Here is a 24,135-nt window from a genome sequence, read left to right as displayed (position 1 = left end):
GCTGCGGCGTACGGTGTTCAGGAACTGCGATGCAGCCGGTGGGACACCACCGCGGCCGCGATGGCGACGGTCGCGCTGAGTGCGGAACAGATCAGCAGCGTCGCCACGGCCGTGGGATCCCCCGTGCCCACGAGCAGTACGGCCGGGATGAGGGTTCCGCCGATGGCCCCGCACGCCACCAGGACTCCCACCACGCGAGGGGCCTGGGCATCGGTGACCGTGTCCAGTCCGATCCCGACGAGTGCCGCGTACCCGGTGGCGACAGTCGCGACGACGACGGCGATGCACACGAGAGCCGCGATCGGGGCTACGTCGCGAAGCAGGGCCGCGACGCCGAGCAGCACCGTCGCGGCGGCCATGCCGATGATGAAGGTGCGCCGCGGCGGATGCCCGCGGTGCACCAGTGCGGCGAAACCGAAGCGACCTGCGGCGACCACACCCCAGTACGCGGTCGTCCCGATCGACGCGGTGGTGGGCGCCAGGCCGCCCAGCCGCTCGCCGAACACCGCCGACCAGCCTGCAAAAACGCTCTCCACGCCCACGAACAGGGCGAGAGCGATGGCGACGATCACGAGGGTGCCGCGGTGGGAGAGGCGCCCGGCGGCGAGGGTGGGACGCGCATCGGGCAGCACCGAGCGCCACAGCAGCACCGCGGTGAGAGCGTGGGCCGCCGCCAGGACGCCGATCAGCGAGATCCGCCACGGCTCCGCGTGCGCCACGGCGAAGAGCAGCGGCACCGTGGCCGCCACGATCGCCACCACGCCGGTGAGGCGGGCAAGGAGCCCGGCCGTTCCCGTGGTCTGCGCCGCGGCGCGCGCCACGAGGTTGCCCGCGGCCTCGGAGATGCCGAAGCCGAGACCGCCGATCGCGGCCGCGGCGACGAACCCGATGGGGCCGGGGGTGATCGGCACCGCGATGAGCGCCGTCGCCTGCACAACGGAGCCGATGGCCGCCATCGCCGTCGGGCGCATGCGTGCGCCGACCGCGGTGGTGACGAGCACGCCGATCAGCAGACCCAGGAAGAGCATCGGTGCCGCGAGCAGCACCAGGTCGCCGTCAGAGGCGGCCCGGGCCGGAATGAGGGCGGGAAAGGTGGCCGTCGTGATGCCGAGCCCGGCGAAGGAGAGATAGACCGCGGTACGGGCGTTCACGTCAGCGGCTGCGCATGCGCTGGATGGCGTCGTAGGTGGAGTGCAGCGCACTCATCGAGGCGTCGTAGTCGGAGCTCGCGACACCGATGAAGAGACAGTCGACGACCATCAGCTGAGCGATGCGACTGCCCAGAGCACCGGAGCGGAACCCCGTCTCACGCGCCGCCGTGGTGAGGACGATGTCCGCCTGCTGGGCGAGGAGGGAGCCGGCATGATTGGTGATCGCGATGGTGACGGCGCCACGGGCGCGGGCGAGCGCCAGATACTCGACCGTGTCGCTGGTGTTGCCGGAGTGGGACACCGCGATCGCAACGCTGGACGGGCCATAGGTCGCCGCTGACGTCCACGCGGCGTGTGCGTCGTTCCACGACAGCGCCGTGCGGCCGATGCGATTGAGCTTCTGCTGCAGGTCGAGGCCGATGAAGGCGCTCGCACCGATTCCGAAGATGTCCACACGCGCGGCGCGCGCGACGATCTCCACGGCGCGCGCCAGCTCCGTGGTGTCGAGAGTGCGCGCCGTGTCCGCGATCGAGAGGGTCTCGGCCAGCGAGACCTTCGCGACGATGTCGTCCATGCTGTCGTCGCGTTCGATGTCGCCACGCGCCTCGGTCAGCCTCTCCGCTACCAGCCGCTCGCTCACGCTGGCGGCGAGCACATCTGCCCGCAGCTGCTTCATGTGCGCGTAGCCGAGGCGCTGCACGAAGCGCATCACCGAGGTCGTGGAGGTGTCACAGGCGGTGGCGATCAGGCCGACCGAGGTCTCTGCCGCCGTGAGCGGATCGCTCAGGAAGAAGTCGGCGATCCGTTTCTCCGTGGGGCGAAGTTCGGGCATCATCGCCCGGATGCGGACGAGGACGGTGGTCGCGCTCGCATCGTCGCGGGCGGTCGTTGGGCTCATCGGAACTCCTCTTTCCGGCATGACACTATCGTGAATGGAAAAAAGTTTCATCTGGGAACGTTCTGGTGTACTTTTGTGCCAATCGAGATCACCGATGCTCTCCCGGCGGCACAGCACTCATCGCCAGACGAGGCATCTGAAGAGGAGTCCTCATGAACGCAGGATCGCGCCGGATGCGCGTCACCCTCGCCACGACCGGCCTGGCGGCCGCGCTGGCACTGATCGTCACCGGTTGCACCTCCGGTGGCGGTGGCACCTCGCCGAGCTCGGCGCCCGAGGACAGCGGCAGCGCCGCAGCGGGGGGAGCGCTCGTGATCGGTGTCACCAGTGACCCCGACACGCTGGACCCGTGGAAGGCCACGCAGTTCCAGGCCGTCAACGTCCTGCAGAACCTCTACGGCACCCTCACCGAGTTCGACGCCGACCTCAACGTGGTGCCGGGCCTCGCGGAGAAGTGGGACGTCTCCGAGGACGGCCTCACCGTCACGTTCACGCTGCGCAGCGGTGTCACCTTCGCCGACGGCAGCACGTTCGATTCCGCTGATGTGAAGCACTCGCTCGAGGCCATCATGAACCCCGACACCGCCGCCGTCTCCGCAGCCTCGCTGGCATCGGTCGCCGCCGTCGAGGCGCCGGACGCGAGCACGGTCGTGCTCACGATGAAGTCGCCGGATGCGGCCCTCTTCGCGAACCTCGCCGTGGTCAACATGGCGATGCTCTCCAGCGATGACGCCGAGTCCTCCCTGGAGACCAAGCCCAACGGCACCGGCGCGTTCAGCTTCGACAGCCGTACGCCGAGCCAGTCCATCACGCTCAAGCGAAACGAGGCGTACTGGGGCGACAAGGCTGTGCTCGACTCGGTGGAGTTCCGCGTGATCCCCGACGAGTCCTCGATCGTCTCTGCGATGCAGTCCGGCAACGTCCAGTTCGCCGTGTTCAACGACCCGCTGGTGGCACAGACCGCCGAGACCGGCAGCATCACGGTGGAGAAGACCCCGCAGCTGAGCTACCACGCACTCCAGCTCAACGCGCACAAGGACGCCGTCTCCGACGTCAACGTCCGCCTCGCGATCCAGTGCGCCGTCGACCGCCAGCAGGTGCTGGACACCGCGGCACTCGGTGAGGGCGAAGTGACCGGCCCCATCACGTCGCCGGCGTACCGCTCCGACCCGGAGGCGCGGCCCTGCCCCACGCGCGACCTGAACAAGGCCAAGGAATACTTGGCGAAGGCTGGCAAGTCCGGCGGCGTCGAGCTGACCACCATCGTGTCGCAGGGCGAGTACGCTACGTCGGTCAACGAGGCGCAGAACCTGAAGTCGCAGCTGGCCGACGCCGGCATCACGCTGAAGCTCGATGTCCTGGAGTCCGGTGCGTATGTCGAGCGCTGGAAGGCCGGGGACTTCGACGCGGCGGTCGCCCTCAACGGCGGTCGCCCGGACCCGGACGGCATGTACTCGCGCTACTTCACCAGCACGGGCAACCTGAACCAGGTGGCCGGCTACAGCTCGCCCGAGCTGGACAAGCTGTTCGCCGACGGCAAGGCCACGAGCGACCCCGCCGAGCGCAAGAAGATCTACGCGCAGGTCTCCGACGAGCTCGAGAACAACGCGGCGTGGATCTGGATGTTCACGAGCTACACCTACACCGCGACCACGTCGAACGTGACCGGCTTCACCCCGATGGCCAACGGCTCGCTGCAGTCGCTGCGCACCACCGGCCTGAACTGATCCGACGTCGTGCGGGGCGGGCATCGCGCCCGCCCCGCACGTTCGCATGAACCCCACGGGAGCTGATCCATGCTGAGATCGATCCTCCGCAACGTCTGGCTGCGGAAAATCCTCGCCGCGATCGGCACGCTGTTCGGCGTGGCCGTCTTCGTGTTCGTGATGCTGCGCGCCATTCCCGGTGACCAGATCACCGCGAGCCTGGGCACAGAGGGAGCCTCGCTGACGCCGGAGCAAAGGCAGGCGCTGGAGGCCTACTACGGCATCGACAAGCCGCTGATCGTGCAGTTCTTCTCCTGGATCGGGAACATCTTCGTCGGAAACCTCGGCTTCTCTTCGCGGGCACAGACGAGCGTGGCCGAACTCACCGCGGCTTCGCTCCCCGTCACGATCGAGCTGGCGATCCTGTCGATCGTGCTCGCGCTGGTGATCGGCATCCCGCTCGGCATGCTGTCGGCCTCCAAGCCCGATTCCCCGCGCGATGCGGTGGGACAGGTCGTGGGTCTGGCCGGCCTCTCCATTCCCGCCTTCCTCCTCGGCACCGCACTGCTCGCGGTCTTCGCGGCCTCGTTCGGCTACAACCCGAACGGCCAGGGATACGCCCCGCTGTGGGTGAACCCGGGGCTGAACCTGCAGCAGATGCTGATGCCCGCGTTCGTGCTGGCCTTCGGTATCGCCGCACCGATCATGCGCACCACACGCACGGCGGTGCTCGAAGTCCGCTCCAACGACTTCATCCGCACAGCGCGTGCCAAGGGCGTTCCCGCGCGCCGCCTCCAGTTCACCCACGTCCTCGGCAACGCGCTGGTGCCGATCGTGACGATGACCGGCCTCCAGTTCGGCTACCTGCTCGGCGGTGCGGTCGTCGTGGAGCAGATCTTCTCGCTTCCCGGCATCGGCCGCCAGGTGCTGCTGGGCATCCAGCAGAAGGAGTATGCGCTGGTGCAGTCGACGGTGCTGATCATCGCGCTGTCCTTCGTCATCGTGAATCTGCTGACCGACCTCCTCTACCGGATCATCGACCCCCGGGTGCGTGCATCATGAGCGACATCTCCACCACCGCGATCGCCCCCGGAGGCGGCCAGCTCGGCGAACGCGTCCGGCTCCTGCTGCGCAGCCGCTCGGGTCTCATCGGCCTGATCCTCGTCATCCTTCTCACCCTGCTCAGCCTCGCCTCCGCGTTCGGCTGGCTGCCGTACGACCCGCTTGCGCAGGATCCGCCCTCGCGCCTGCAGCCGCCCAGCGGCGCGCACTGGTTCGGTACCGACCAGTTCGGGCGCGACGTCTTCGTGCGCGTCGCCGCCGGTGTCGCAAACTCCGGTCTCATCGCCGTGGTGGCTGTGGCGTTCGCCACCGTGGTCGGCACGCTCGCCGGGGTGTTCGCCGGCTTCTATCGCGGCATCTCCGACGGTGTCGTGACGGCCATCACCAACATCCTCTTCGCCTTCCCGCCGCTGCTGCTCGCCCTCGCCCTCGCGTCGGTGTTCGAGCGCAACTGGTTCACCATCGCGGTGGCGATTGCCATCGTGTACGTGCCGATTTTCATCCGCGTGACGCGTGGACCCGTGCTCACGCTGCGCGAGGTGGAATACGTCAAGGCGGCCAAGAGCACCGGTCAGTCCAGCATCGCCACGGTGTTTCGCCACGTGATCCCCAACCTCACGTCGATCATCATCGTGCAGGTGACGCTGTCGCTGTCCTGGGCGGTGCTCACCGAAGCGGCGCTGAGCTTCCTCGGACTCGGCGCGCCGCCGCCCGCCCCCTCGCTCGGATCGATGATCTTCGAGGCGCGCACGCTGATCATGGTGGCACCGTGGACGATGATCGCCCCGGGCGTGGTAGTTGTCCTGCTCGTTGTGGGGTTGAACCTGCTCGGCGACGGACTCCGTGACAGCCTCGATCCGCGCAACCGCGGCAAGCGATGAATCGATCCCCTCACGCCGCGCGTCCCGCGGCTTCCCTCTCGCAGACCCGGCGCACCGCGTCGGAACAGGAGCAACCATGCGCATTCTCGGACTGATCTCGGGCACCTCCCACGATGGGATCGACGCCGCGATCGTCGATTTCCATGAGAGCGACGGTCATCTCGTCGGCCGCGTCGTGCACACCGCCGAGACCCCCTACGAGCCGGCGCTGCGCCAGTGCATCATTGACGCCCTGCCGCCGCGACCCACCACCTTCGCCGAGATGTGCGAGCTGGACACTCTGGTGGGGCAGGCGTTCGCGGACGCCGCTGTTGCCTCGATCGCCGCAGCGGGCGAGGTCGACGCGATCTGCTCCCACGGGCAGACGGTGTTCCACTGGGTGGAGGACGGGCACGCCCGCGGAACCCTGCAGATCGGCCAGCCCGCGTGGATCGCGGAGCGGACCGGCGCTGCCGTGATCTCGGATGTGCGGATTCGCGACATCACTGCCGGCGGTCATGGCGCTCCGCTCGTCTCCTTCCTGGACGAGCTGCTGCTGCGTGGCCGGGGCACGGCCGCCGCCCTCAACATGGGCGGCATCTCCAACGTCACCGTCATCCGCGACGGGTCGGTCGTGGCGTACGACATCGGTCCGGCAGGTGCTCTGATCGACGCCGTGGTCACCGATCTCGGCCTGAATCCGCTCGGGTTCGACGCCGACGGCGCGATCGCGCGCTCGGGCACCGTGGACGAGGAACTTCTGGCATCATTCCTCGCCGAGCCGTACTACGCGCAGCCCGCCCCGAAGAGCACGGGCAAGGAGCTGTTCCACCTGCCGTACGTCCACCAGCACGTCGCGGCACTCGGACGCGAGGTGGCCCCCGCCGATCTCATCGCCACGCTGACCGAGCTCACGGTACGCACGATCGTGGATGACGTGCGCCGCGCGAACGTCGGCTATCTCGCCGCCTCCGGCGGGGGAGTGCGCAACCCGGTGATCCTCGATGGGCTGCGCGCCGGACTCCCGGACACGGAGGTGGTGCTGGCGGATGAGCTGGGCGCCCCTGCAGACGCGAAGGAGGCGATCCTCCTCGCCCTCATCGGCTGGTGCACGATGCACGCCGTCCCCGCGATCGTTCCCGGGGGCACCGGCGCGCGGGAACCGCGCGTGCTGGGAACGATCACACCGGGTGCGGGGCCGCTGCAGCTGCCCGCACCCGTCGCCGCGCTGCGCGACCTGCGCCTGGAATCGGCATGACCGCCATTTCCCTCCGCCTCGCGGACGCCGACGATCACGCGGAGATCACCGCGCTGTTTCTCCGGTGCTTCCGCGAGAGCTATCGCGGGATCATCGCCGACGAGACGATCGCGGCGATGACCGACGAACGAGCTGACGCCCTGTGGCGGCGTGTGCTCGACGCGGCGGAGGGTGCGTCCCTGGTGGCGGTGCGCGATGGATCGGTGGTCGGTGTGACGCGCTGGTCGGCCGCTGACGTCCACTCGCTGTACGTCGATCCCGACGCGCACGGTGCGGGCATCGGCTCGATGCTGCTGGATGCGGCAGTGGCGCGCATCGGTGAGGGCTTCGACCGTGCGCGTCTGTGGGTGTTCGCCGACAATGCCCCGTCGGTCGCCTTCTACCGCTCGCGCGGATGGGTCCCCACCGGTCGCACGCGCGTGGAGGCCGAGTTCGCCAGCCAGGAACAGCAGATGGAGAAGGTGATCCGATGATCACCCGACTCCTCGTCCACCGACGCCGTCTTCGGCTGGCCCGCCCGTTCGTCACGGCCATCCGCCGCGCCGAACACCTCGATGTGACCCTCGTCGAAGCACGCGACGACACCGGGCGGTCGGGCTGGGGTGAGGCGGCCGTCAGCTGGCGGGTGACGGGGGAGAGCCCCGAGTCGGTGACCGCTGTCGTCGACGGGGCGCTCGCCGAAGCGGTGCTGATGCGGGATCCCGCAGACCCGGACCTGCCGGGGATCATCACCGGCGCCGTGTGGGGAAACGCCGCGGCGCGCAGCGCCGTCGAGTGCGCCGCGCTCGACCTCGCCGCGCAGCGCGCCGACCGCTCGTTGTCCGCGGCTCTCGGAGCCGGGACCCTCGCGGTCTACACCGACATGACCTTGTCCGCCGCCTCCATCGAGGAGACCGAATCGGCCGCCGTCACCGCCGTGGAGCGGGGATTCGGCACGATCAAGCTGAAGGCGGACCGGTCCACGGATCTGGTGCCGCTGCTGCGGGCGGTCCGTTCCGCCGTCGGCGACGACGTCCGCATCCGCATCGACGCGAACCAGGCCTGGAGCGTCGACGACGCGATCGATCGCCTCCGCGCCGCCGAGTCGGCGGGCATGCCGATCGAGCTCGTGGAACAACCGGTGCCGGCCGCGGACCTCGCGGGCCTGGCCGCGGTGCGGGCGGGGGTGGGCATCCCCGTCCTCGCCGACGAGGCGGTGCGCACCGAGGACGATCTGGACCGCGTCCTCACGCTCGGCGCCGCTGACGCGGTCAACCTCAAGCTCGCCAAGAGCGGCGGCCCCACCGCGGCGCTGCGTCTCGCATCCCGTGCGCGGGACGCCGGTCTGGGGGTGCTTGTCGGCTGCATGCTGGAGAGTGCGGTGGGCGTCGCCGCGTCTGCGGCCGTCGCGGCCGCCTGCGCACCCGAGGGCGTCCACGACCTGGACGGTGGGCTGTGGCTGATCGGATCGCCGGTGGTGGGCGGCGCGCACTACGACGAAGACCGCATCATCCTCAGCCCGCGCCCGGGTCTGGGCATTGCAGCCATCGCGGAGGGAGCGGAATGAGCGCCATGGCAGCCGTCGAGCAGATCCTCGGCGGGACGAACCCGCCCACCGGTGTGGTCGTGGGCACCTCCATATCCGGTGCCGTCGACATCGCCGCGGGCGGTACGGACGGAACGGGCGGCACTGTCACGCCGGCGTCGATGTTCGACGTAGCGTCGGTGACGAAGGTCGCGGCCACCACGGCCGCGCTCATGCGCCTGGTCTCTCAGGGTGCGCTCGATCTGGACGTCGCGGCGGGACACATCCTTCCCGAACTCCGCAGCGCAGCCGGGGCGAGCATCCGCGACCTGCTCACCCACCGCGCCGGGCTGTGGGAGTGGCAGCCCCTCTACTTCACCCCCGATCCGTGGGCCAGCGTGTGCGACCTGCCCCTGCGCTATGAGCCCGGCACTGGTCGTCACTACTCGGATCTCGGTTTCATGATTCTTGGCCGTATCGTGTCGGCGATCGCCGCTGCGCCTCTGGACGAAGCCGTGCGAACGCTCGTCACCGAGCCGCTGGGGCTGTCCTCCACCGGATACGGGCCCGTGACGGGCGCGGTCGTGAGCGGTCACGGCGATGCCACCGAGCAGCGCATGGTGCGCACCGGCGAACCCTATCCCGTGCTGCTCACCGACCCCGGATTCACCTGGCGCGAGGAAGACATCCGCGGTGTGGTGAACGACGGGAACGCCGCTCACGCCTTCGGCGGGGTCTCCGGGCATGCGGGACTCTTCACCACCGTGGAAGATCTGCTCACACTCGGGCGCGCCGTGATGGGCGGGGAATTCATCGCTGAGCCCGTCGTCCGCGAGTTCTTCACGGCGGGACCCGATGACGGGCAGGCGCTCGGATGGCGTGCAGCCGACGTGCGCCTGGGCGGTGAGCGCCGTCGCCTCATCTGGCACCCCGGCTTCACCGGATGCGCGTTCGGCATGCTGCCCGGGGCAGACACCGCGGTGGCGGTGCTGAGCAATCGCCTGCTCGCACCCGAGCCGCGTACCACCGACTCCATCTGGGCCGACGCGCTTCGCGCGGTCCCGAACCTCACCTGGGAGATCACATCATGAGCACAGAACCCGTTCTGCGCATCGAGAACCTCTCGATCGCCTTCCGCTCCGGGTCGGAGACCGTCACCGCGGTGAAGGGCGTGTCGATCGACGTCGCAGCCGGAGAGACGGTCGCGGTCGTGGGCGAGTCGGGGTCGGGAAAGTCCACCACCGCAGCCGCCATCAACCGTCTGCTGCCGGAGAACGGCCGGATCACCGGGGGCAGTGTCCGCTTCGACGGGAAGGAGATCACCGAGCTCAGCGAGCATCAGATGGTGAGCCTGCGCGGTGCGGGCATCGGCCTCGTTCCCCAGGACCCGATGTCCAACCTCAACCCGCTGATGCGCGTGGGCGATCAGATCGGCGAAGCGCTCGAGGTGCACGGCCTCACGAAGGGGGACAAGACCACGGAGCGCGTCATCGAGCTGCTCGACATGGTCGGCATCCCCGATGCCCCTAACCGTGCGCGCCAGTACCCGCACGAGTTCTCCGGCGGCATGCGCCAGCGCGTCCTCATCGCCATGGGTCTGGCCTGCCGCCCGCGACTGCTCATCGCCGACGAACCGACATCCGCGCTCGATGTCACCGTGCAGCGGCGCATCCTCGACCAGCTGGACACGCTCACGGACGAGCTCGGAACCGCCGTTTTCCTCATTACTCACGATCTCGCGCTCGCAGCCGAGCGCGCGGATCGCATCGTGGTGATGTTCCGCGGGGACGTGGTGGAGACTGGCACGAGCGAGGAGGTGCTGCGAAACCCCCAGCACGAGTACACGAAGCAGCTGATCGCGGCGGCTCCGAGCCTCTCCAGCCGCCGCGAACCACTGCCGGCACGGACAGCGACCTCCGCCGAGCCGCTCGTGGTGGTCTCGGATCTCACGAAGGTGTTCTCGCTGCGCAACCCGGTGGCGGGCGGCCCCACCACCTTCACCGCTGTGGATGGGGTGAGCTTCGAGATCCCGCGCGGTCGCACGGTGTCGATCGTGGGGGAGTCCGGTTCGGGCAAGTCCACGACGGCCAACATGGTGCTGGGTCTCGAAGACGTCACCAGCGGCACGATCACGATCGATGGTGTCGATATCGCCAGCGCGCGACGCCGCCAGATGTTCGCGTTGCGGCGGCGGATCCAGCCGGTGTTCCAGAATCCTTTCGCCTCCCTCGATCCGCGCTACACCGTGCAGCAGAGCATCGAGGAGCCGATGGCCGTGCACCGGGTGGGAACGAGCGCGTCCCGGCGCGCGCGGGTCGCCGAGCTGCTGGACAGCGTGGCGCTTCCCGCCGCGATGGCGTCGCGGCTGCCGCACGAGCTGTCCGGCGGTCAGCGCCAGCGCGTGGCGATCGCACGCGCCCTCGCACTCGAACCGGAGCTCGTGGTGCTCGATGAGGCCGTGTCGGCGCTGGACGTGCTGGTGCAGGCGCAGATCCTCGACCTGCTCGCCGACCTCCAGCAGCGGCTGGGCCTGAGCTATCTCTTCATCAGTCACGACCTCGCGGTGGTGCGCATGATCTCCGACGAGGTACACGTGATGCAGCGGGGGCGGATCGTGGAGAGCGGTACACCAGAGCAGATCTTCGACGCACCCCAGCACGAGTACACCCGCGAGCTACTGGCGGCGATTCCAGGCGCGGAGCTCGGGCTCGTGTGAGACGTCGAAGCCCGTCGCACCGAAGAGGTGCGGCGGGCTTCGTCGTGGTGGGCGTCAGCGTGCGTTGCGGCGTACGCGGCCCAGTGCTGGTGCCGCCATCGTGAGCAGCCCCAGGAGGAGCAGAACCGAACCGACCGCGGGGGCTGGGGTCTGCTCGATGCCGGTGGCCGGCAGCGCGGTGCGTCCCACCGTGGCATCACTGATCATCGTGACGCCGAGATCGGCGAAGTCGAGGATGAGGTGGTGCTCACCGGCCGGAATGTCACGGGCATCGAACGACCCGCTCACCGCGCCACGATCCCACTCCAGCGTTCCGATGTTCACCGGTTCGGATCGCATGTTGCCGATGATGCTCGATCGGCTTTCCTGCATCCTCTTCAACATGTCCGTCATGAGGTCGGAGGCTTCGTTGCGCTTGTCGGTGAGGGACTGCAGCCGGAGTGCATCCATCTGCTGTGTGTTGGTCGTGCTGTCAATCTTCGCCTTCACTTGGTTGATCAGGTCGCCGAGCGCTGCCGCACGCTCTGCGGCGGGTACATGGAGAAAACGATCGTCGACGGCCGCAGCACGGGCAGCCTCCACAACCGCGGCGAAGGCCACGTCCGTGGCAGACGCGCCGTAGCGGTTGGCGGCGAACAGCAGAGCATGGTACGCCTTCAGCTGCGCGTTCCGTGCCTGGATGGCGGGGATCTGCGCGGCGAGTTGTTGATCCAACGCCGAACCGCGGGCGCTTTGCGCAGCCTGCAACATTGCCGCCAGGTCCATCGCCACGATGGGCTGGTCGCCGAGGACCACACCCGGTAGCGCGGCGGTGATCGGGTCAACGATCGGCCCGAGGACAGCGGGCGACACATCCGGCTGCCACGCCACGCCGAGGACGTCGCCTGGGTCGCCGAACAGGACGGTGGGTTGCGGCGTCGTCTGGATCCCGCGGAAGGCGTCCTGGAACAGCTCGGTGCTCGGGGTCAAGAAGACCCCGGCAACGTTGTCGGCCCCGGGGGCGGCGATGGACGGATACGGGCCGGGGGGAATCGGCGAGCCTGTGGGTTCTGGGGAGGGTGTGGCCGTGGGTGTGGGTGTGGCCGTGGGTGTGGGTGTTGCCGTGGGTGTGGGTGTGGGTGTGGGTGTGGGTGTGGGTGTGGGTGTTGCCGTGGGTGTGGGTGTGGGTGTGGGTGTGGGTGTGGGTGTGGGTGTGGGTGTGAGTGTTGCCGTGGGTGTGGGTGTTGCCGTGGGTGTGGGTGTGGGTGTGAGTGTTGCCGTCGGTGTGGGTGTTGCCGTCGGTACGAGGGCGAAGGAGCGCTCCAGGCGAAGGCCGTCGGTCAGATCGCGTGGAAGCGAGAAAGCGGCGTTGGCGGACGGCTGATCGTCCGCCAACCGGTACCCAGCAGGAGGTTCGAACGCGAGCCGGTAGTCGTCTTCGCTGGTGGTGGGCAGCGCCCCAGTGCGGAAGGAGCCATCTGGCTGCACGGAGATTGTCTGTATGACCGCTTCACCGCTACGGACCACGATCACCGCCCCCGTGAAGTCGCTGAGGTGGCCATCGTCCACGGAGGCGGTGAGTGATCCGACCGCATACGAGAAGGGGCTCCACAGCGTAATGGCCGCCGACGCGTCATCGCTCAAGAAGAACTCCGCGCGGGAGGAGGTCTGCTCGAGGTCGCCGCGGGCACCGGGCCAGACCGCCTCAGCGATGTAGCTCGTGGGTTCGCTGGCAACGTCGAGATCTACCGCGCCGGTGAGGCCAGTGGTGCCCGTGGCAAGGATCGTGCCATCTCCTTCGGCGCGCCGCACGTTGACCTGGACGCCTGCCAGCGGCGCGTCCGCTGAGCCATCGGAGATGGAGACCTGAACAGTCACAGAGCTCATGGTGGGCATCGCGGCAGCGGGCAGGCCGGCGAGAAGCAGTCCCGCCGTTGCCAACACGGCTCCGCTGATGCGCGCGGCACGGGTGCCGGTGCGCGAGCGGTACGGGGAAACGGGGCGGAGCTGGGCTAGTCCGCGGGAACGAAAAAACATCACGATGCGCCCTTCAAGCGAGACGAGGTGAGACAAGTCGGATTGAATCCAAGTATGGACTAGGTCCACTCTTGGTCACAAGTCATACTTAGACTTCAGGTAGACTGCATGTCGGCATGTGGGGAGCGGGATGGCTGAGGGACTACGCGCGAAGAAGATGCGCGCTGCGCGTCGCGCGATGGAAGAGGCAGCGGTAGAGATCGCCTATGAGGAGGGGGTCGGCGCCGTGACGGTGGACCGGATCTGTGCGTTGGCAATGGTGTCGCGCAGCACCTTCTTCAACTACTTCGCCTCGCTGGATCAAGCCATCTTCGGGTCAGCCCTCGAGTATGAGGCGGCGGTTACCGAGCCGATTCTGCGCGCTCACGCCGACGACCTCGTTGTGGCGGCCTGCCTGATCGTGATGACGTCGGTGCGTGGCCCCGCCGATGATGAGATGACCCGCCGTCGATTCGCGTTGTTTGTCCGGGAGGCCGGAACAGCGAGCTCGGTGTCCTGGGCTAGCCACACGAGCCGGGAGCGACTCGTGGGCGTGCTCGAATCCTGGCTTCACGCAAACCCCGAGCACGCGCGCGTGCCCTCTGTCGATGCGGCAGAAGAAGCACGTCTCACCGTGGAGCTGTCGATCGCGCTCGGCGACGAGGTGCAACGCTATGCGCGCGAGACGGATGGCGAATATGTGATCGAGCCGGCCATTTTCCGGCGAATCCGCGAGCGGATGGCCGCCATCGTCCGGCCCGCTCTCTGACCGCTCCCGCCCCGTTCGGATCAACGAGGGCCAGACCGTTCCGGAGCAGGAACGATCGGGCCCTCGGGTCTGTATCGCGACTACTTGACCTGCTTGGAGATCACGCTCATCACGGCGGTGTCCGCGAGCGTCGTGGTGTCGCCGACCTCGCGCCCTTCGGCCACATCACGCAGCAGACGACGCATGATCTTGCCGGAACGCGTCTTGGGCAGCTCACCCACGATGTAGACGTCGCGGGGCCGCGCGATCGGGCCGATCTGCTGTCCCACCCACAGCCGCAGGGTGTCGGCGAGCCCGTCGACCTGGTGCGTCTTGAGGTAGTTCTCCTTGATGATCACGAACGCGACGACGGCCTGGCCGGTGGTCTCGTCGTTCGCCCCCACCACCGCGGCTTCCGCCGTCGCCTCGTGAGCGACCAGAGCGGACTCGATCTCGGCGGTGGACAGGCGGTGGCCGGACACGTTCATCACGTCGTCCACGCGCCCCAGCAGCCAGATGTCACCGTCCTCGTCCTTGCGCGCGCCGTCACCGGCGAAGTAGTAGCCCTTGTCGGCGAACATCCGCCAGTAGGTCTCCACGTAGCGATCCGGGTCGCCCCAGATGCCGCGGAGCATGCTCGGCCAGGGGCGCGTGATCACAAGCAGGCCGCCGTTGCCGTCCTCCACCGGGTTGCCGCTCTCGTCGACGATCGCCACGTCGATACCGGGGACCGGGATCTGCGCCGAACCGGGGGTGAGCTCGGTCACGCCGGGAAGCGGGCTGATCATGATGGCGCCGGTCTCGGTCTGCCACCACGTGTCGACGATCGGCGCGGACCCGCCGCCGATGACGTCGCGGTACCACATCCACGCCTCAGGGTTGATGGGCTCACCCACCGACCCCAGCAGGCGGATGGAGGAGAGATCGTACTGTTCCGGGATCTGGCGGCCGGTCTTCATGAACGAGCGCACGGCGGTCGGTGCCGCGTACAGGATCGTCACGCCGTACTTCTGGATAATCTCCCACCAGCGTCCGGGGTGGGGTGCGTCGGGGGTGCCTTCGTACATCACCTGGGTCGCGCCGTTCGCAAGTGGTCCGTACGTGACATAGGTGTGGCCGGTGACCCACCCGATGTCTGCGGTGCACCAGTAGACATCCGTCTCCGGGTGAAGATCGTGGACGATGCGGTTGGTGTAGGCGGCCTGGGTGATGTAGCCGCCGGAGGTGTGGACGATGCCCTTGGGCTTGCCGGTGGTACCCGAGGTGTAGAGGATGAACAGCGGCGATTCGGCGTCGAAGCCCTGGGCCTCGTGCTCCGGGCTGGCTGCTTCGACCGCCTCGTGCCACCAGATGTCGCGCTCGGCGTCCCAATCGATCTCGTTCTCACCACGGCGAACGACGATCACGTGCTCCACGGTGGCCTGTGCGCCTTCGCCGTTGCGGTCGGCGAGGGCCTGGTCCACGGCTGGCTTCAGAGACGACACCCGACCCTTGCGGTAGCCGCCGTCTGCGGTGATGACCACCTTCGCGCCGGCGTCATCGATGCGAGAACGCAGGCTGTCCACCGAGAAGCCGCCGAACACGACCGAGTGGATCGCGCCGATGCGAGCACACGCGAGCATCGCCGCGGTCGCTTCGGGGATCATCGGCATGTAGATGGCCACACGGTCACCCTGGGTGACGCCCAGGCCCTCGAGAACATTGGCCATGCGCTTGACCGTGTCGGTGAGCTCCGCGTACGTGACGGCCCGGGAGTCGCCCGGCTCGCCCTCCCAGAGCAGCGCGACACGGTCGCCGTTGCCGGCTTCGATGTGGCGGTCGAGGCAGTTGTACGCCACGTTCAGCTTTCCATCGCCGAACCATTTCGCGAACGGCGGGTTGGACCAGTCCAGCACCTCGGTGAAAGGAGTGTGCCAGGTGATCAGATCGCGTGCCTGCTGCGCCCAGAAGGCCTCGCGGTCGGCAGCCTCGTCATAGAGGTCCGCCGTGGCGTTGGCCTGTGCGGTGAACTCGGGTGTCGGCGGGAATCGTCGTGACTCGTTCAGCAGGTGATCGATCTGACTGCTCATGCGCATGCTCCTTTGCGATGAAATGACGAAGGCCGCTCCATCGCGGCTGTGGCGAATCTACTTCGCCCCGAGAGCCCAGACTACTGCCGGAAAGGGGTAGTGCACGGGGGTTTGTGAGGGGTCCGAACATGGCTTGTGCTCTACGCCGCCCGATGCGTAAGATCGGTGCTGGCCGATCAATCGATTCTGGCATCGGCGAGACCGCCGCACCCCCCAAGGGCGGTCATCGCATCAGGTGGCATCCTGTTCCCCCCCCACGGGATGCCACCTTTCTTCTGTCTCTCCCCAGGAGTGTCCCGCGCGGGAGTTCTCCCGGTCGAGGGACTATTCCCGTCGCCCTCGGAACGCCCTGCCTACGCTCTCGGCATGGGATCTGGATTCGTCATCGCACCGGCGTCGAGAACGCACGCGCCCGCCATCGAAGATGCGCTCGCGCCGTTTCGCGCCCAGCTGGAAGACCCGCTCGTCACCGACGTGTTCGTGAACGGATCACGGGGGATGTTCATCGACCGCGGGTCCGGTACGGAACCTGTTGCGGGGTGGACGGCTTCCGAGCGCGAGGTGCGCGAGCTGGCATGCGAACTGATCGCGCAAGGCGGTCGCCACGTGGATGACGCGCACCCGTGCGTCGACGTCCGGCTGCGTGGCGGCATTCGTGTTCACGCCGTGCTGGCGCCGATCGCCACCGCGGGTACGACGCTCTCCATACGCATTCCCCGCTTCGCCGCCACGACCCTCGCCACGCTCGTCGCGCAGGGCATGATCGATCGCCCTCTGGAGGCCATGTTGCGCGAAGCCGTGTCGCGGCGCGCGAACCTGCTCGTCAGCGGGGCGGCCGGCGCAGGCAAGACCACCTTGCTGTCCGCGCTCCTCGGAGAGGCTGCGCCCACCGAGCGCATCGTGACGATCGAAGACGTCGCGGAGATCGCGCTGGATCATCCGCATCACGTCGCACTCGAGTCGCGCCAGGCGAACCTGGAGGGCGCCGGGGAGGTCGGCCTCGCCCGCCTGGTGCGTGAGGCGCTACGGATGAAGCCCGATCGTCTGGTCATCGGCGAATGCCGCGGCGCCGAGGTACGCGAACTGCTCAGTGCACTCAACACCGGCCACGACGGGGGCGCCGGCACGGTGCACGCCAACAGCCTGGCCGACGTGGCCACGCGATTGGAGGCGCTGGGCGCGCTGGCCGGGCTCGATGAGACCGCGCTCGCCCGGCAGGTGACGAGCGCCATTGAGTTCGTCATCCATCTGGAGCGGGACGATGCCGGCCGGCGCCACGTTGCCGCGGTGGGGGAGTTCCGTATCGTCGACGGTCGCCTGTTCGTGGTGCCGAAGGATGTCCCTCAGACCGCGGAGGTGCCGCCGACGCGCCGGTCACGGCGGCAGGCACGCGGCGGCTCGGCAGGAGCCGCATCGGCGGCGGCGCCGGTCGCGGTGCCGGACGATGGCCTCGTCTCCGACTCTGCGGCCCCCGGAGACGGGGAAGGTGTCATGACGAGCGGATTTGTGCCGCACCGGGAGTCCGCGGCAGTCGACAGTCCGGACACGCAGCGCGGCCGTCCGTTGTGGATTCCTCGCGCACTCTCCGATGGCGGACACGCGCTCGCGGCCGTCGCCCGATCGCCCTTCACCCCGGACGGCGAGGAGCAGCCGATCGCGGTCGTCGATGCAGGTCTGCTGCCGGAACACACGGCGGCAGAGAATCCGCCTGGTGCTCCCCGCCCGATCGCCGAGGTGAACGAGGCGTTCCCGGCGACGCTTCGTCGGCGAACGCAGCGCGGGTCCGCCGATGCCCCCGTACGTCCGAGCTCTCCGCCACCCACCGCGGAGAGGCCCGTCCGCGGTGGGCTTCCCACGGTTCTGCCGACGTTCGACCAGTGGCGAGAACGCCTCGGCGTGCCGCGGCAGGCGAATTCGTCAGCGGGCAGCCCCTCGGGAGCGGTCGCGTCTGAGGATCACGCTCGGCCGGGCGATCACAGTGCGCAGACCGGTCACCGTCCACAGGATGACGGCCGGGCGCGAGGGGAAGCGCTCCGGCGTGACGGTCACAACCCGCGACGCGATCCCGGCTGGCGGGACGATCGCCGTTTGCGAGACGAGCGCCATCGGCGCGGTGGTGACCGGGCGCCGGACGCTCTCGGCGCCCAGGGTGAGGACGGCCCCCGGGACGATGGCCGAACGTGGAGCGAGCAGAGCATGCGGGCCCAACGCGCATCGCGCACAGTGACCGCGCTCACTCCCGCCGAGCTGGACGCGCAGTGGACACGGCTCGTCGAGGGGTGGGAGGCGAGTCCGGCTCCGGCAGATGCCGCCGAGGGAGTGAGCCCCAGCGGGCCTGCGCCGGCACTTCGCGCATCGCAGCCTGATCGTCGAGGCGGCGGCGCATGGAGCTTCGTCCCCGAGCCCGCGGTACCTGCCGGTACGAGGAGCGCCACCGATGCGTCGAGCTGAGCGGTATCGGGCCGAGGAGCGTCGGGCGGTCGCGGAGACGGCGCAGCGACTGGCGGTGTTGCTCCGCGCCGGGATAGCACCCGAACGCGCCTGGCACTTCATCGCAGAGGTCGACGGCGGCCCCGCCGCGTCCATCGTCGCCCGCATGGGGAGCGGGCAGCGTATCGCCGACGCTGTCGAACAGGAGGGTGGGCCGTGGCGGTCCATCGCGGGTGCGTGGCGGATCGCCGCGGAGGTGGGTGCGCCGCTTGCCGACAGTCTGCGATCGATCGCGGGCGCCGCCCGTGATGCCGCTGAGGCCGCCGATGATGTTGCCATCGCGCTCGCGGAACCGGCGATGACGGCGCGCATCATGACGTGGCTTCCCGCCGCCGGCCTGCTGCTGGGGGCAGCGCTCGGATTCGACGTGGTCGGGGTGGTCCTCGGAACACCCGTCGGAGCCGCCAGCGTCATCGCGGGTGCTGGGATGATGCTTCTCGGGCGCTGGTGGTCCGCTCGTCTGATCCGGTCCGCGTCACGTCGCTCCGAGACGCCCGGGCTGCGGGCCGAGTTCACAGCGATCGCGCTGTCCGGCGGAGCATCCGCATCGCGCGCCTCCGCGCTGGTCGAAGACGCCGATCCGGGGGGAGATCCGAGCGCCACCGCACGGGTGCTGGAACTGTCGCGCGTCGCCGGGGTGCCGGCCGCCGAGCTCCTCCGCGCTGCGGCTGCGGATGAGCGCCAGGGTGCTCGCACCCACGGGCGAATCGCGGCCGCCCAGCTGGGCAGCAGGCTTCTGTTGCCCCTCGGGGTGTGCACCCTTCCTGCCTTCTTCCTTCTGGGGGTCGCCCCCATGATCCTCAGCGTGCTCGCCACGACGCCGGTGGTGTGGTGATGACCGGCCTCTCGCTCCGCAACCACCGCTCCTCACTCGACGTCGAACCGTGCCACCGGTTTGCCTACGACGTGCCCCGACCAAATTTCGTGCCCAGAAACAGGAGAAGAGATGAACACCTTGATGAGAGTGGCGGCCATGCGGCGCTCCGGCCGCCAGCTCGCTGCGGCGGTGCAACGCGGCGCCCTCCCGGAGGCAGGAGGGGGGAGCAGACCCGGGCTGCTGCGCACCTTTCTGAACGACGAGGAGGGAGCAGCGACAGCGGAGTATGCGATCGCGACGATGGCGGCCGTGGCCTTCGCCGGAATGCTGGTGGCGATCATGAGGTCCGACGAGGTGCGCGGCATCCTCACCGATCTCGTGCATCGCGCGCTCTCCGTACCGTGATCCGGCGCACCGTGGCCTCGCCGCGCGGCGGTCTGCGGTGTGACGAACGCGGCGGCGTCGCGGCGGAGTTCGCCGTGACGCTGCCCGCCGTCCTGCTTGTGCTCGCCCTCGCGATCGGCGCGGTAGCGGCACAAGCCCAGCGCGTCCTCCTTCAGGATGCCGTCGCCGACGCGGCACGTCTGCTGGCCAGGGGCGAAGACGCCGGGCGGGTGGCGCGCGCCGTCACGGACGCGGTGCCGCAGGCGCACACCGAGTCGGCGTCGGAGGGGGAACGGGTGTGCATGAGCGCCTCCGCGCCCGTGCGGCTGTTCGGTGCGACCACGATCACGATCGCCGCTCGCGCCTGTGCGCTGTCCGGCGGGCTCTGAGGAACGAACGGGGCGTTTCACCGCCCGGAGAGGAGATGCCCATGTCCGGCGTTGCCACCGCGGTCGGCGTGCTCGTCGTTGCGGCAACCCTGGTGACGGGGGCCGTGGTGCTCGGCGAAGGAGCGGTGCTGTCCCAGCGCACCGCGAGCGCCGCCGACGCTGCGGCGCTCGCGGCCGCCGACACGCTGACGGGCGTTCTCTCGGGAGACGCCTGCGTGCGGGCCGGTGAGGCGGCGGCGTCCAACGGTGCGGCGCTGGAGAGCTGTGTCATCGCCGGCACCACCGCGACGGTCGCAGTCAGTGCGCGCAGCGGAGCGTTTGCGGCGCGCGCTGTCGCGCGAGCGGGACCCCCACCCTGACACGCGCCCGGCCGGTGCGTGCACCGAACCCCCGCCCTGACACGCACCAGGGCCGGTGCGTGCACCGAACCCTCATGAACAGGCCGTAGGCTGGTGGATCAGCCCCGATCATCGCGCGGACAGCGCCCCGATCCGGCTCCCGACCCGCACACGGAGCTCCCTCCGCCGCGGGACCCGATCATGTGCGTCACAGCCACCGCCGCGAAAACGGCGTGTATGGTGTGCTGTCGAAGAAAGGACGCTCCGTGGCAAACGGCAAGAAGCTCGTCATCGTCGAGTCCCCGACGAAGATGAAGTCGATCCAGGGGTACCTGGGCGACGACTACGAGGTGCTGTCCTCGGTGGGGCACATCCGCGACCTCGCCGACAAGAAGAGCATTCCCGCCGACAAGAAGGCGGCGTACGGAAAGTACTCCATCGACGTCGACAACGACTTCGACCCGCTGTACGTCGTCTCGGAGCGCAAGACCAAGACCGTCAGTGAGCTCAAGCGAGCGCTGAAGAATGCCGACGAGCTCCTGCTCGCCACCGATGAAGACCGCGAAGGCGAGGCCATCGCGTGGCATCTGCTGGAGACCCTGAAGCCCAAGGTCCCCGTCAAGCGGATGGTCTTCCACGAGATCACGAAGGACGCGATCCAGGCAGCGGTGGGCAACACCCGCGAGCTGGACACCGCGCTGGTCGACGCCCAGGAGACCCGCAGGATTCTTGACCGCCTCTATGGGTGGGACGTCAGCCCCGTCCTCTGGTACAAGGTTCAGCCGGGTCTGTCGGCCGGTCGTGTCCAGTCAGCGGCCACACGTATGGTGGTCGACCGCGAGCGCGAGCGCATGGCGTTCGTCTCCGCGGCGTACTGGGACGTGGAGGCGGAAGCCTCGGCAGCTGGTGCCGCATTCGGCATCCGCCTCGTCCGCCTCGACGGCGCCCCCCTCGCGCGAGGTGCCGACTTCGACGACAAGGGTGAGCTGAAGAAGGCGGTCGTCGTTCTCGACGAGGCAGCTGCCACCACTCTCGCAGCCGCGATCACGGCCGCAGGCACCGGCGAGGTCACCAAGGTCGAGGCGAAGCCCGGCACCCGGAGCCCCTACGCGCCCTTCACGACGTCCACGCTCCAGCAGGAGGCGGGACGCAAACTCTCGATGACGGCGAAGATCGCGATGTCCACCGCGCAGCGCCTCTACGAGAAGGGATACATCACCTATATGCGTACCGACTCGGTCGCGCTGAGCTCGCAGGCGATCACCGCCGCGCGCGAGCAGGCCGTGTCGCTCTACGGTGAGAAGGCCGTGCCGCTCAAGCCGCGCCTCTACAAGTCGAAGTCGAAGAACGCGCAGGAGGCGCACGAGGCCATCCGTCCCTCGGGCGAGCACTTCCGCACGCCGGCGTCCGTCTCATCTGCTCTCGACCGCGACGAGCTGCGACTGTACGACCTCATCTGGAAGCGCACGGTCGCCAGCCAGATGTCCGACGCGAAGTTCGAGACCACCACGGTCACGATCGCCGTCGCGGCGTCCGGCCAGACGGCAGAGTTCACCGCGTCGGGCACCGTGTACACCTTCAAGGGATTCCTCGAGGCGTATGAAGAGGGTAAGGACGAGCGTCGCCGCGACTCCGACGCCGCTGCCGACCAGTCCCTTCCCGCGCTCGCGGTGGGGTCGTCCGTCGACGTCTCCGAGGTCGAGGCCAAGGACCACCGCACCAACCCGAAGCCGCGTTACACCGAGGCATCGCTGGTCAAGGCGCTCGAAGAACGAGGCATCGGCCGGCCCTCCACGTTCGCCAGCATCATCGACACGATCATCGACCGTGGCTACGTCAGCAAGCGCGGCCAGGCCCTGGTTCCGAGCTGGATGGCCTTCAGCGTCGTGCGCCTCCTGGAGGAGAACTTCTCGGAGCTGGTGGACTACGACTTCACGGCAGCCCTCGAGGACGACCTCGACGCGATCGCTCGCGGGGAGCAGCACCGTGCCGATTGGCTGAAGGAGTTCTACTTCGGCTCGGACGAGCACACCGGTCTTCGCAACATCGTCGACAATGTCGGTGAGATCGATGCGCGCGCCCTGAACGCCACGCGGATCACCGACAACGCCACCCTGCGCTTCGGGCGCTACGGACCGTACCTGGAGGTCACGGACCCTGCAGCGCCTGACGCGAAGCCGCGGATCGTCAACATCCCCGAGGACCTCGCCCCGGATGAGCTGACAGCCGCCAAGGCGCAGGAGCTCATTGAGGCACCGGTCGCGGGCGACCGCGTTCTCGGTGAGAACCGCGCCAACGGCAAGCTGATCGTCGTCAAGGATGGCCGGTTCGGGCCCTACGTGCAAGAGATCGACCCGCCGTCGGATGAGGACGTGAACGAGGCGACGGGCGAGGTGGAGGAAAAGCCCAAGCGCCGCGCCAAGAAGGCGGAGGAGCCGAAGCCGCGCACGGCGTCGCTGTTCAAGTCGATGTCGGTCGACACGATCGACCTCGCCACGGCGCTGCAGCTTCTCGATCTTCCGCGCGTTGTGGGCGTCGACCCGGCGACGGAAGAGGAGATCACCGCTCAGAACGGCCGGTTCGGGCCGTACCTGAAGAAGGGCGCAGACTCCCGATCCCTGCAGACCGAGTCGCAGATCTTCGAGATCACGCTGCCGGAGGCGCTGGAGCTTTACGCCCAGCCGAAGTACGGCGCCCGACGCGCGAGCAGCGCGTTGAAGGAGTTTGAAGCCGACCCCGTCAGCGGGAAGCCGATCCGCATTCGCGACGGTCGCTTCGGAGCGTATGTCACCGACGGCGAGACCAACGTGACGATCCCGCGCGGCCAGACGCCGGACGACATCACCTTCGAGATCGCGGTGCAGATGCTTGCCGACAAACGCGCGAAGGGCCCGGCCCCCAAGCGCAAGACGGCGGCGAAGAAGACCACCACCGCAGCGAAGAAGACGGCCGCGACGAAGTCGACCGCGACGAAGTCGACGGCGACGAAGTCCGCCACGGCGAAGAAGACGGCCGCAACCACGGCGACGGCCACGAAGTCGGCGGCCGCGAAGAAGCCGGCGACGATGCGCAAGCCGGCCGCGAAGAAGACGACGGACGCGGCGGAGTGAGCACTCCTCACGGCCTCTGGATCACGGTCGAGGGCGGAGACGGGTCCGGAAAGACCACGCAGTCCGAGCTGTTGACCACCTGGCTCGAGGAGCGGGGGCGTACCGTCGTGCGCACCCGCGAACCGGGGGGCACGGAGGTCGGGCAGCTGATCCGCGACATCGTGCTGCACCATCGCGGCGATATCGTCCCTCGTGCCGAGGCGCTGCTGTATGCGGCCGATCGTGCCCACCATGTCGCCACGGTCGTGCGTCCTGCCCGGGAACGCGGTGACGTCGTGCTGCAGGATCGCTACCTGGACTCGTCCGTCGCCTATCAGGGGGCGGGACGGGTGCTCGACGCGGACGAGGTGCGCAATCTCTCGCTGTGGGCCACCGACGGCGCGCTGCCCGATCTCACGATCCTGCTCGATATCGATGAGGCCACCGCCCGTGCTCGTCTGGATGCCGCGGACAAGCCGTTCGACCGTCTGGAAGCGGAGGGGGACTCCTTCCACGCGCGCGTGCGCGACGCCTATCTGGCACTTGCTGACGCGGAGCCCGATCGATTCCTCGTCGTGGACGCCGCGGGTTCGGTGGCGGAGATCGCCGAGCGGATCCGCCTCGCCGTCGAAGCGCGCCTGCACTGACCACTCAGGCAGTG

At 68.7% G+C, this 24,135-nt stretch carries 20 protein-coding genes; 16 read left to right on the top strand and 4 right to left on the bottom strand.

Features of this window, described 5'->3' with window-relative positions; translation table 11 throughout:
* Nucleotides 1-17 precede the first annotated feature (17 nt).
* Complete coding sequence (locus ACIQJ5_RS11495) at nucleotides 18-1,151, bottom strand: MFS transporter (RefSeq protein WP_402843988.1); 1,134 nt, start codon at nucleotides 1,149-1,151, stop codon at nucleotides 18-20.
* 1 nt (nucleotide 1,152) lies between these two features.
* The gene (locus ACIQJ5_RS11490) at nucleotides 1,153-2,049 is read right to left on the bottom strand and encodes a MurR/RpiR family transcriptional regulator (protein WP_231091846.1); all 897 of its coding nucleotides are present in this window, start codon (nucleotides 2,047-2,049) and stop codon (nucleotides 1,153-1,155) included.
* A 152-nt stretch (nucleotides 2,050-2,201) separates the two neighbouring features.
* Between ACIQJ5_RS11490 and ACIQJ5_RS11485 the strand changes: the two genes are divergently transcribed.
* The 8 genes from ACIQJ5_RS11485 to ACIQJ5_RS11450 all read left to right on the top strand — a co-directional run bounded on the left by ACIQJ5_RS11485 (nucleotide 2,202) and on the right by ACIQJ5_RS11450 (nucleotide 11,155).
* Complete coding sequence (locus tag ACIQJ5_RS11485; RefSeq protein WP_402843986.1) at nucleotides 2,202-3,776, top strand: ABC transporter substrate-binding protein; 1,575 nt, start codon at nucleotides 2,202-2,204, stop codon at nucleotides 3,774-3,776.
* Between the two features lie 69 nt (nucleotides 3,777-3,845).
* Nucleotides 3,846-4,817: an ABC transporter permease gene (locus tag ACIQJ5_RS11480; RefSeq protein ID WP_402843984.1), complete on the top strand. Its 972-nt coding sequence runs from the start codon at nucleotides 3,846-3,848 to the stop codon at nucleotides 4,815-4,817.
* Complete coding sequence (locus ACIQJ5_RS11475) at nucleotides 4,814-5,698, top strand: ABC transporter permease (protein ID WP_402843981.1); 885 nt, start codon at nucleotides 4,814-4,816, stop codon at nucleotides 5,696-5,698. The genes ACIQJ5_RS11480 and ACIQJ5_RS11475 overlap by 4 nt, the downstream gene beginning before the upstream one ends.
* Before the next feature lie 76 nt (nucleotides 5,699-5,774).
* Complete coding sequence (locus ACIQJ5_RS11470) at nucleotides 5,775-6,935, top strand: anhydro-N-acetylmuramic acid kinase (RefSeq protein ID WP_402843978.1); 1,161 nt, start codon at nucleotides 5,775-5,777, stop codon at nucleotides 6,933-6,935.
* Nucleotides 6,932-7,408, top strand: a complete 477-nt coding sequence (locus tag ACIQJ5_RS11465) for a GNAT family N-acetyltransferase (RefSeq protein WP_231091851.1) — start codon at nucleotides 6,932-6,934, stop codon at nucleotides 7,406-7,408. Before ACIQJ5_RS11470 ends, ACIQJ5_RS11465 begins: the two co-directional genes overlap by 4 nt.
* The gene (locus ACIQJ5_RS11460; protein WP_402843975.1) at nucleotides 7,405-8,481 is read left to right on the top strand and encodes a mandelate racemase/muconate lactonizing enzyme family protein; all 1,077 of its coding nucleotides are present in this window, start codon (nucleotides 7,405-7,407) and stop codon (nucleotides 8,479-8,481) included. Before ACIQJ5_RS11465 ends, ACIQJ5_RS11460 begins: the two co-directional genes overlap by 4 nt.
* Nucleotides 8,478-9,530, top strand: coding sequence for a serine hydrolase domain-containing protein (locus ACIQJ5_RS11455; protein ID WP_402843972.1), 1,053 nt, complete (start codon nucleotides 8,478-8,480; stop codon nucleotides 9,528-9,530). Before ACIQJ5_RS11460 ends, ACIQJ5_RS11455 begins: the two co-directional genes overlap by 4 nt.
* Nucleotides 9,527-11,155 carry an ABC transporter ATP-binding protein gene (locus ACIQJ5_RS11450; RefSeq protein WP_402843969.1) on the top strand — a complete coding sequence of 543 codons (1,629 nt, stop codon included), beginning with the start codon at nucleotides 9,527-9,529 and terminating at the stop codon, nucleotides 11,153-11,155. The genes ACIQJ5_RS11455 and ACIQJ5_RS11450 overlap by 4 nt, the downstream gene beginning before the upstream one ends.
* Nucleotides 11,156-11,209: 54 nt before the next feature.
* Here the strand turns inward: ACIQJ5_RS11450 and ACIQJ5_RS11445 are convergent, their stop codons facing one another.
* Entirely contained in the window at nucleotides 11,210-13,171 is a 1,962-nt protein-coding gene (locus ACIQJ5_RS11445) for a hypothetical protein (RefSeq protein WP_402843966.1), read from the bottom strand.
* A gap of 178 nt (nucleotides 13,172-13,349) precedes the next feature.
* Between ACIQJ5_RS11445 and ACIQJ5_RS11440 the strand changes: the two genes are divergently transcribed.
* Complete coding sequence (locus ACIQJ5_RS11440; RefSeq protein ID WP_402843964.1) at nucleotides 13,350-13,919, top strand: TetR/AcrR family transcriptional regulator; 570 nt, start codon at nucleotides 13,350-13,352, stop codon at nucleotides 13,917-13,919.
* An 80-nt stretch (nucleotides 13,920-13,999) separates the two neighbouring features.
* Here the strand turns inward: ACIQJ5_RS11440 and acs are convergent, their stop codons facing one another.
* The gene (gene acs, locus ACIQJ5_RS11435) at nucleotides 14,000-15,967 is read right to left on the bottom strand and encodes an acetate--CoA ligase (RefSeq protein ID WP_231091856.1); all 1,968 of its coding nucleotides are present in this window, start codon (nucleotides 15,965-15,967) and stop codon (nucleotides 14,000-14,002) included.
* Between the two features lie 366 nt (nucleotides 15,968-16,333).
* Between acs and ACIQJ5_RS11430 the strand changes: the two genes are divergently transcribed.
* From ACIQJ5_RS11430 to tmk, 7 genes are all read left to right on the top strand, one after another.
* Nucleotides 16,334-18,418: a TadA family conjugal transfer-associated ATPase gene (locus ACIQJ5_RS11430; RefSeq protein WP_402843960.1), complete on the top strand. Its 2,085-nt coding sequence runs from the start codon at nucleotides 16,334-16,336 to the stop codon at nucleotides 18,416-18,418.
* A complete protein-coding gene (locus tag ACIQJ5_RS11425; protein WP_402843957.1) occupies nucleotides 18,405-19,292 on the top strand; it encodes a type II secretion system F family protein in 888 nt (295 codons plus the stop codon). Before ACIQJ5_RS11430 ends, ACIQJ5_RS11425 begins: the two co-directional genes overlap by 14 nt.
* 219 nt (nucleotides 19,293-19,511) lie before the next feature.
* Entirely contained in the window at nucleotides 19,512-19,679 is a 168-nt protein-coding gene (locus ACIQJ5_RS11420; protein ID WP_231091888.1) for a DUF4244 domain-containing protein, read from the top strand.
* Complete coding sequence (locus ACIQJ5_RS11415) at nucleotides 19,676-20,047, top strand: TadE family type IV pilus minor pilin (RefSeq protein ID WP_231091858.1); 372 nt, start codon at nucleotides 19,676-19,678, stop codon at nucleotides 20,045-20,047. The genes ACIQJ5_RS11420 and ACIQJ5_RS11415 overlap by 4 nt, the downstream gene beginning before the upstream one ends.
* Nucleotides 20,048-20,088: 41 nt before the next feature.
* Nucleotides 20,089-20,406 carry a helicase gene (locus tag ACIQJ5_RS11410; RefSeq protein ID WP_231091859.1) on the top strand — a complete coding sequence of 106 codons (318 nt, stop codon included), beginning with the start codon at nucleotides 20,089-20,091 and terminating at the stop codon, nucleotides 20,404-20,406.
* Between the two features lie 245 nt (nucleotides 20,407-20,651).
* Nucleotides 20,652-23,495 carry a type I DNA topoisomerase gene (gene topA / locus ACIQJ5_RS11405; RefSeq protein ID WP_402843952.1) on the top strand — a complete coding sequence of 948 codons (2,844 nt, stop codon included), beginning with the start codon at nucleotides 20,652-20,654 and terminating at the stop codon, nucleotides 23,493-23,495.
* A complete protein-coding gene (gene tmk / locus ACIQJ5_RS11400) occupies nucleotides 23,492-24,121 on the top strand; it encodes a dTMP kinase (protein WP_231091861.1) in 630 nt (209 codons plus the stop codon). Before topA ends, tmk begins: the two co-directional genes overlap by 4 nt.
* The last annotated feature ends 14 nt before the right edge of the window (nucleotides 24,122-24,135 follow it).

The sequence above is a fragment of the Microbacterium sp. GXS0129 genome, assembly GCF_044769785.1.
Classification (GTDB): domain Bacteria; phylum Actinomycetota; class Actinomycetes; order Actinomycetales; family Microbacteriaceae; genus Microbacterium; species Microbacterium nymphoidis.
The sequence above is the reverse complement of the archived record's forward strand: the minus strand, read 5'-3'. Positions and strand labels throughout refer to the sequence as shown.

What these genes read in the sequence shown, in the direction of transcription:
- ACIQJ5_RS11445 (WP_402843966.1), bottom strand. Translation starts at nt 13,171, where the DNA reads ATGTTTTTTCGTTCCCGCGGACTAGCCCAGCTCCGCCCCGTTTCCCCG.
- ACIQJ5_RS11455 (WP_402843972.1), top strand. Translation starts at nt 8,478, where the DNA reads ATGAGCGCCATGGCAGCCGTCGAGCAGATCCTCGGCGGGACGAACCCG.
- acs (WP_231091856.1), bottom strand. Translation starts at nt 15,967, where the DNA reads ATGAGCAGTCAGATCGATCACCTGCTGAACGAGTCACGACGATTCCCG.
- ACIQJ5_RS11440 (WP_402843964.1), top strand. Translation starts at nt 13,350, where the DNA reads ATGGAAGAGGCAGCGGTAGAGATCGCCTATGAGGAGGGGGTCGGCGCC.
- ACIQJ5_RS11475 (WP_402843981.1), top strand. Translation starts at nt 4,814, where the DNA reads ATGAGCGACATCTCCACCACCGCGATCGCCCCCGGAGGCGGCCAGCTC.
- ACIQJ5_RS11450 (WP_402843969.1), top strand. Translation starts at nt 9,527, where the DNA reads ATGAGCACAGAACCCGTTCTGCGCATCGAGAACCTCTCGATCGCCTTC.
- ACIQJ5_RS11480 (WP_402843984.1), top strand. Translation starts at nt 3,846, where the DNA reads ATGCTGAGATCGATCCTCCGCAACGTCTGGCTGCGGAAAATCCTCGCC.
- ACIQJ5_RS11430 (WP_402843960.1), top strand. Translation starts at nt 16,334, where the DNA reads ATGGGATCTGGATTCGTCATCGCACCGGCGTCGAGAACGCACGCGCCC.
- ACIQJ5_RS11460 (WP_402843975.1), top strand. Translation starts at nt 7,405, where the DNA reads ATGATCACCCGACTCCTCGTCCACCGACGCCGTCTTCGGCTGGCCCGC.
- ACIQJ5_RS11410 (WP_231091859.1), top strand. Translation starts at nt 20,089, where the DNA reads ATGTCCGGCGTTGCCACCGCGGTCGGCGTGCTCGTCGTTGCGGCAACC.
- ACIQJ5_RS11490 (WP_231091846.1), bottom strand. Translation starts at nt 2,049, where the DNA reads ATGAGCCCAACGACCGCCCGCGACGATGCGAGCGCGACCACCGTCCTC.
- ACIQJ5_RS11425 (WP_402843957.1), top strand. Translation starts at nt 18,405, where the DNA reads ATGCGTCGAGCTGAGCGGTATCGGGCCGAGGAGCGTCGGGCGGTCGCG.
- ACIQJ5_RS11470 (WP_402843978.1), top strand. Translation starts at nt 5,775, where the DNA reads ATGCGCATTCTCGGACTGATCTCGGGCACCTCCCACGATGGGATCGAC.
- ACIQJ5_RS11485 (WP_402843986.1), top strand. Translation starts at nt 2,202, where the DNA reads ATGAACGCAGGATCGCGCCGGATGCGCGTCACCCTCGCCACGACCGGC.
- ACIQJ5_RS11465 (WP_231091851.1), top strand. Translation starts at nt 6,932, where the DNA reads ATGACCGCCATTTCCCTCCGCCTCGCGGACGCCGACGATCACGCGGAG.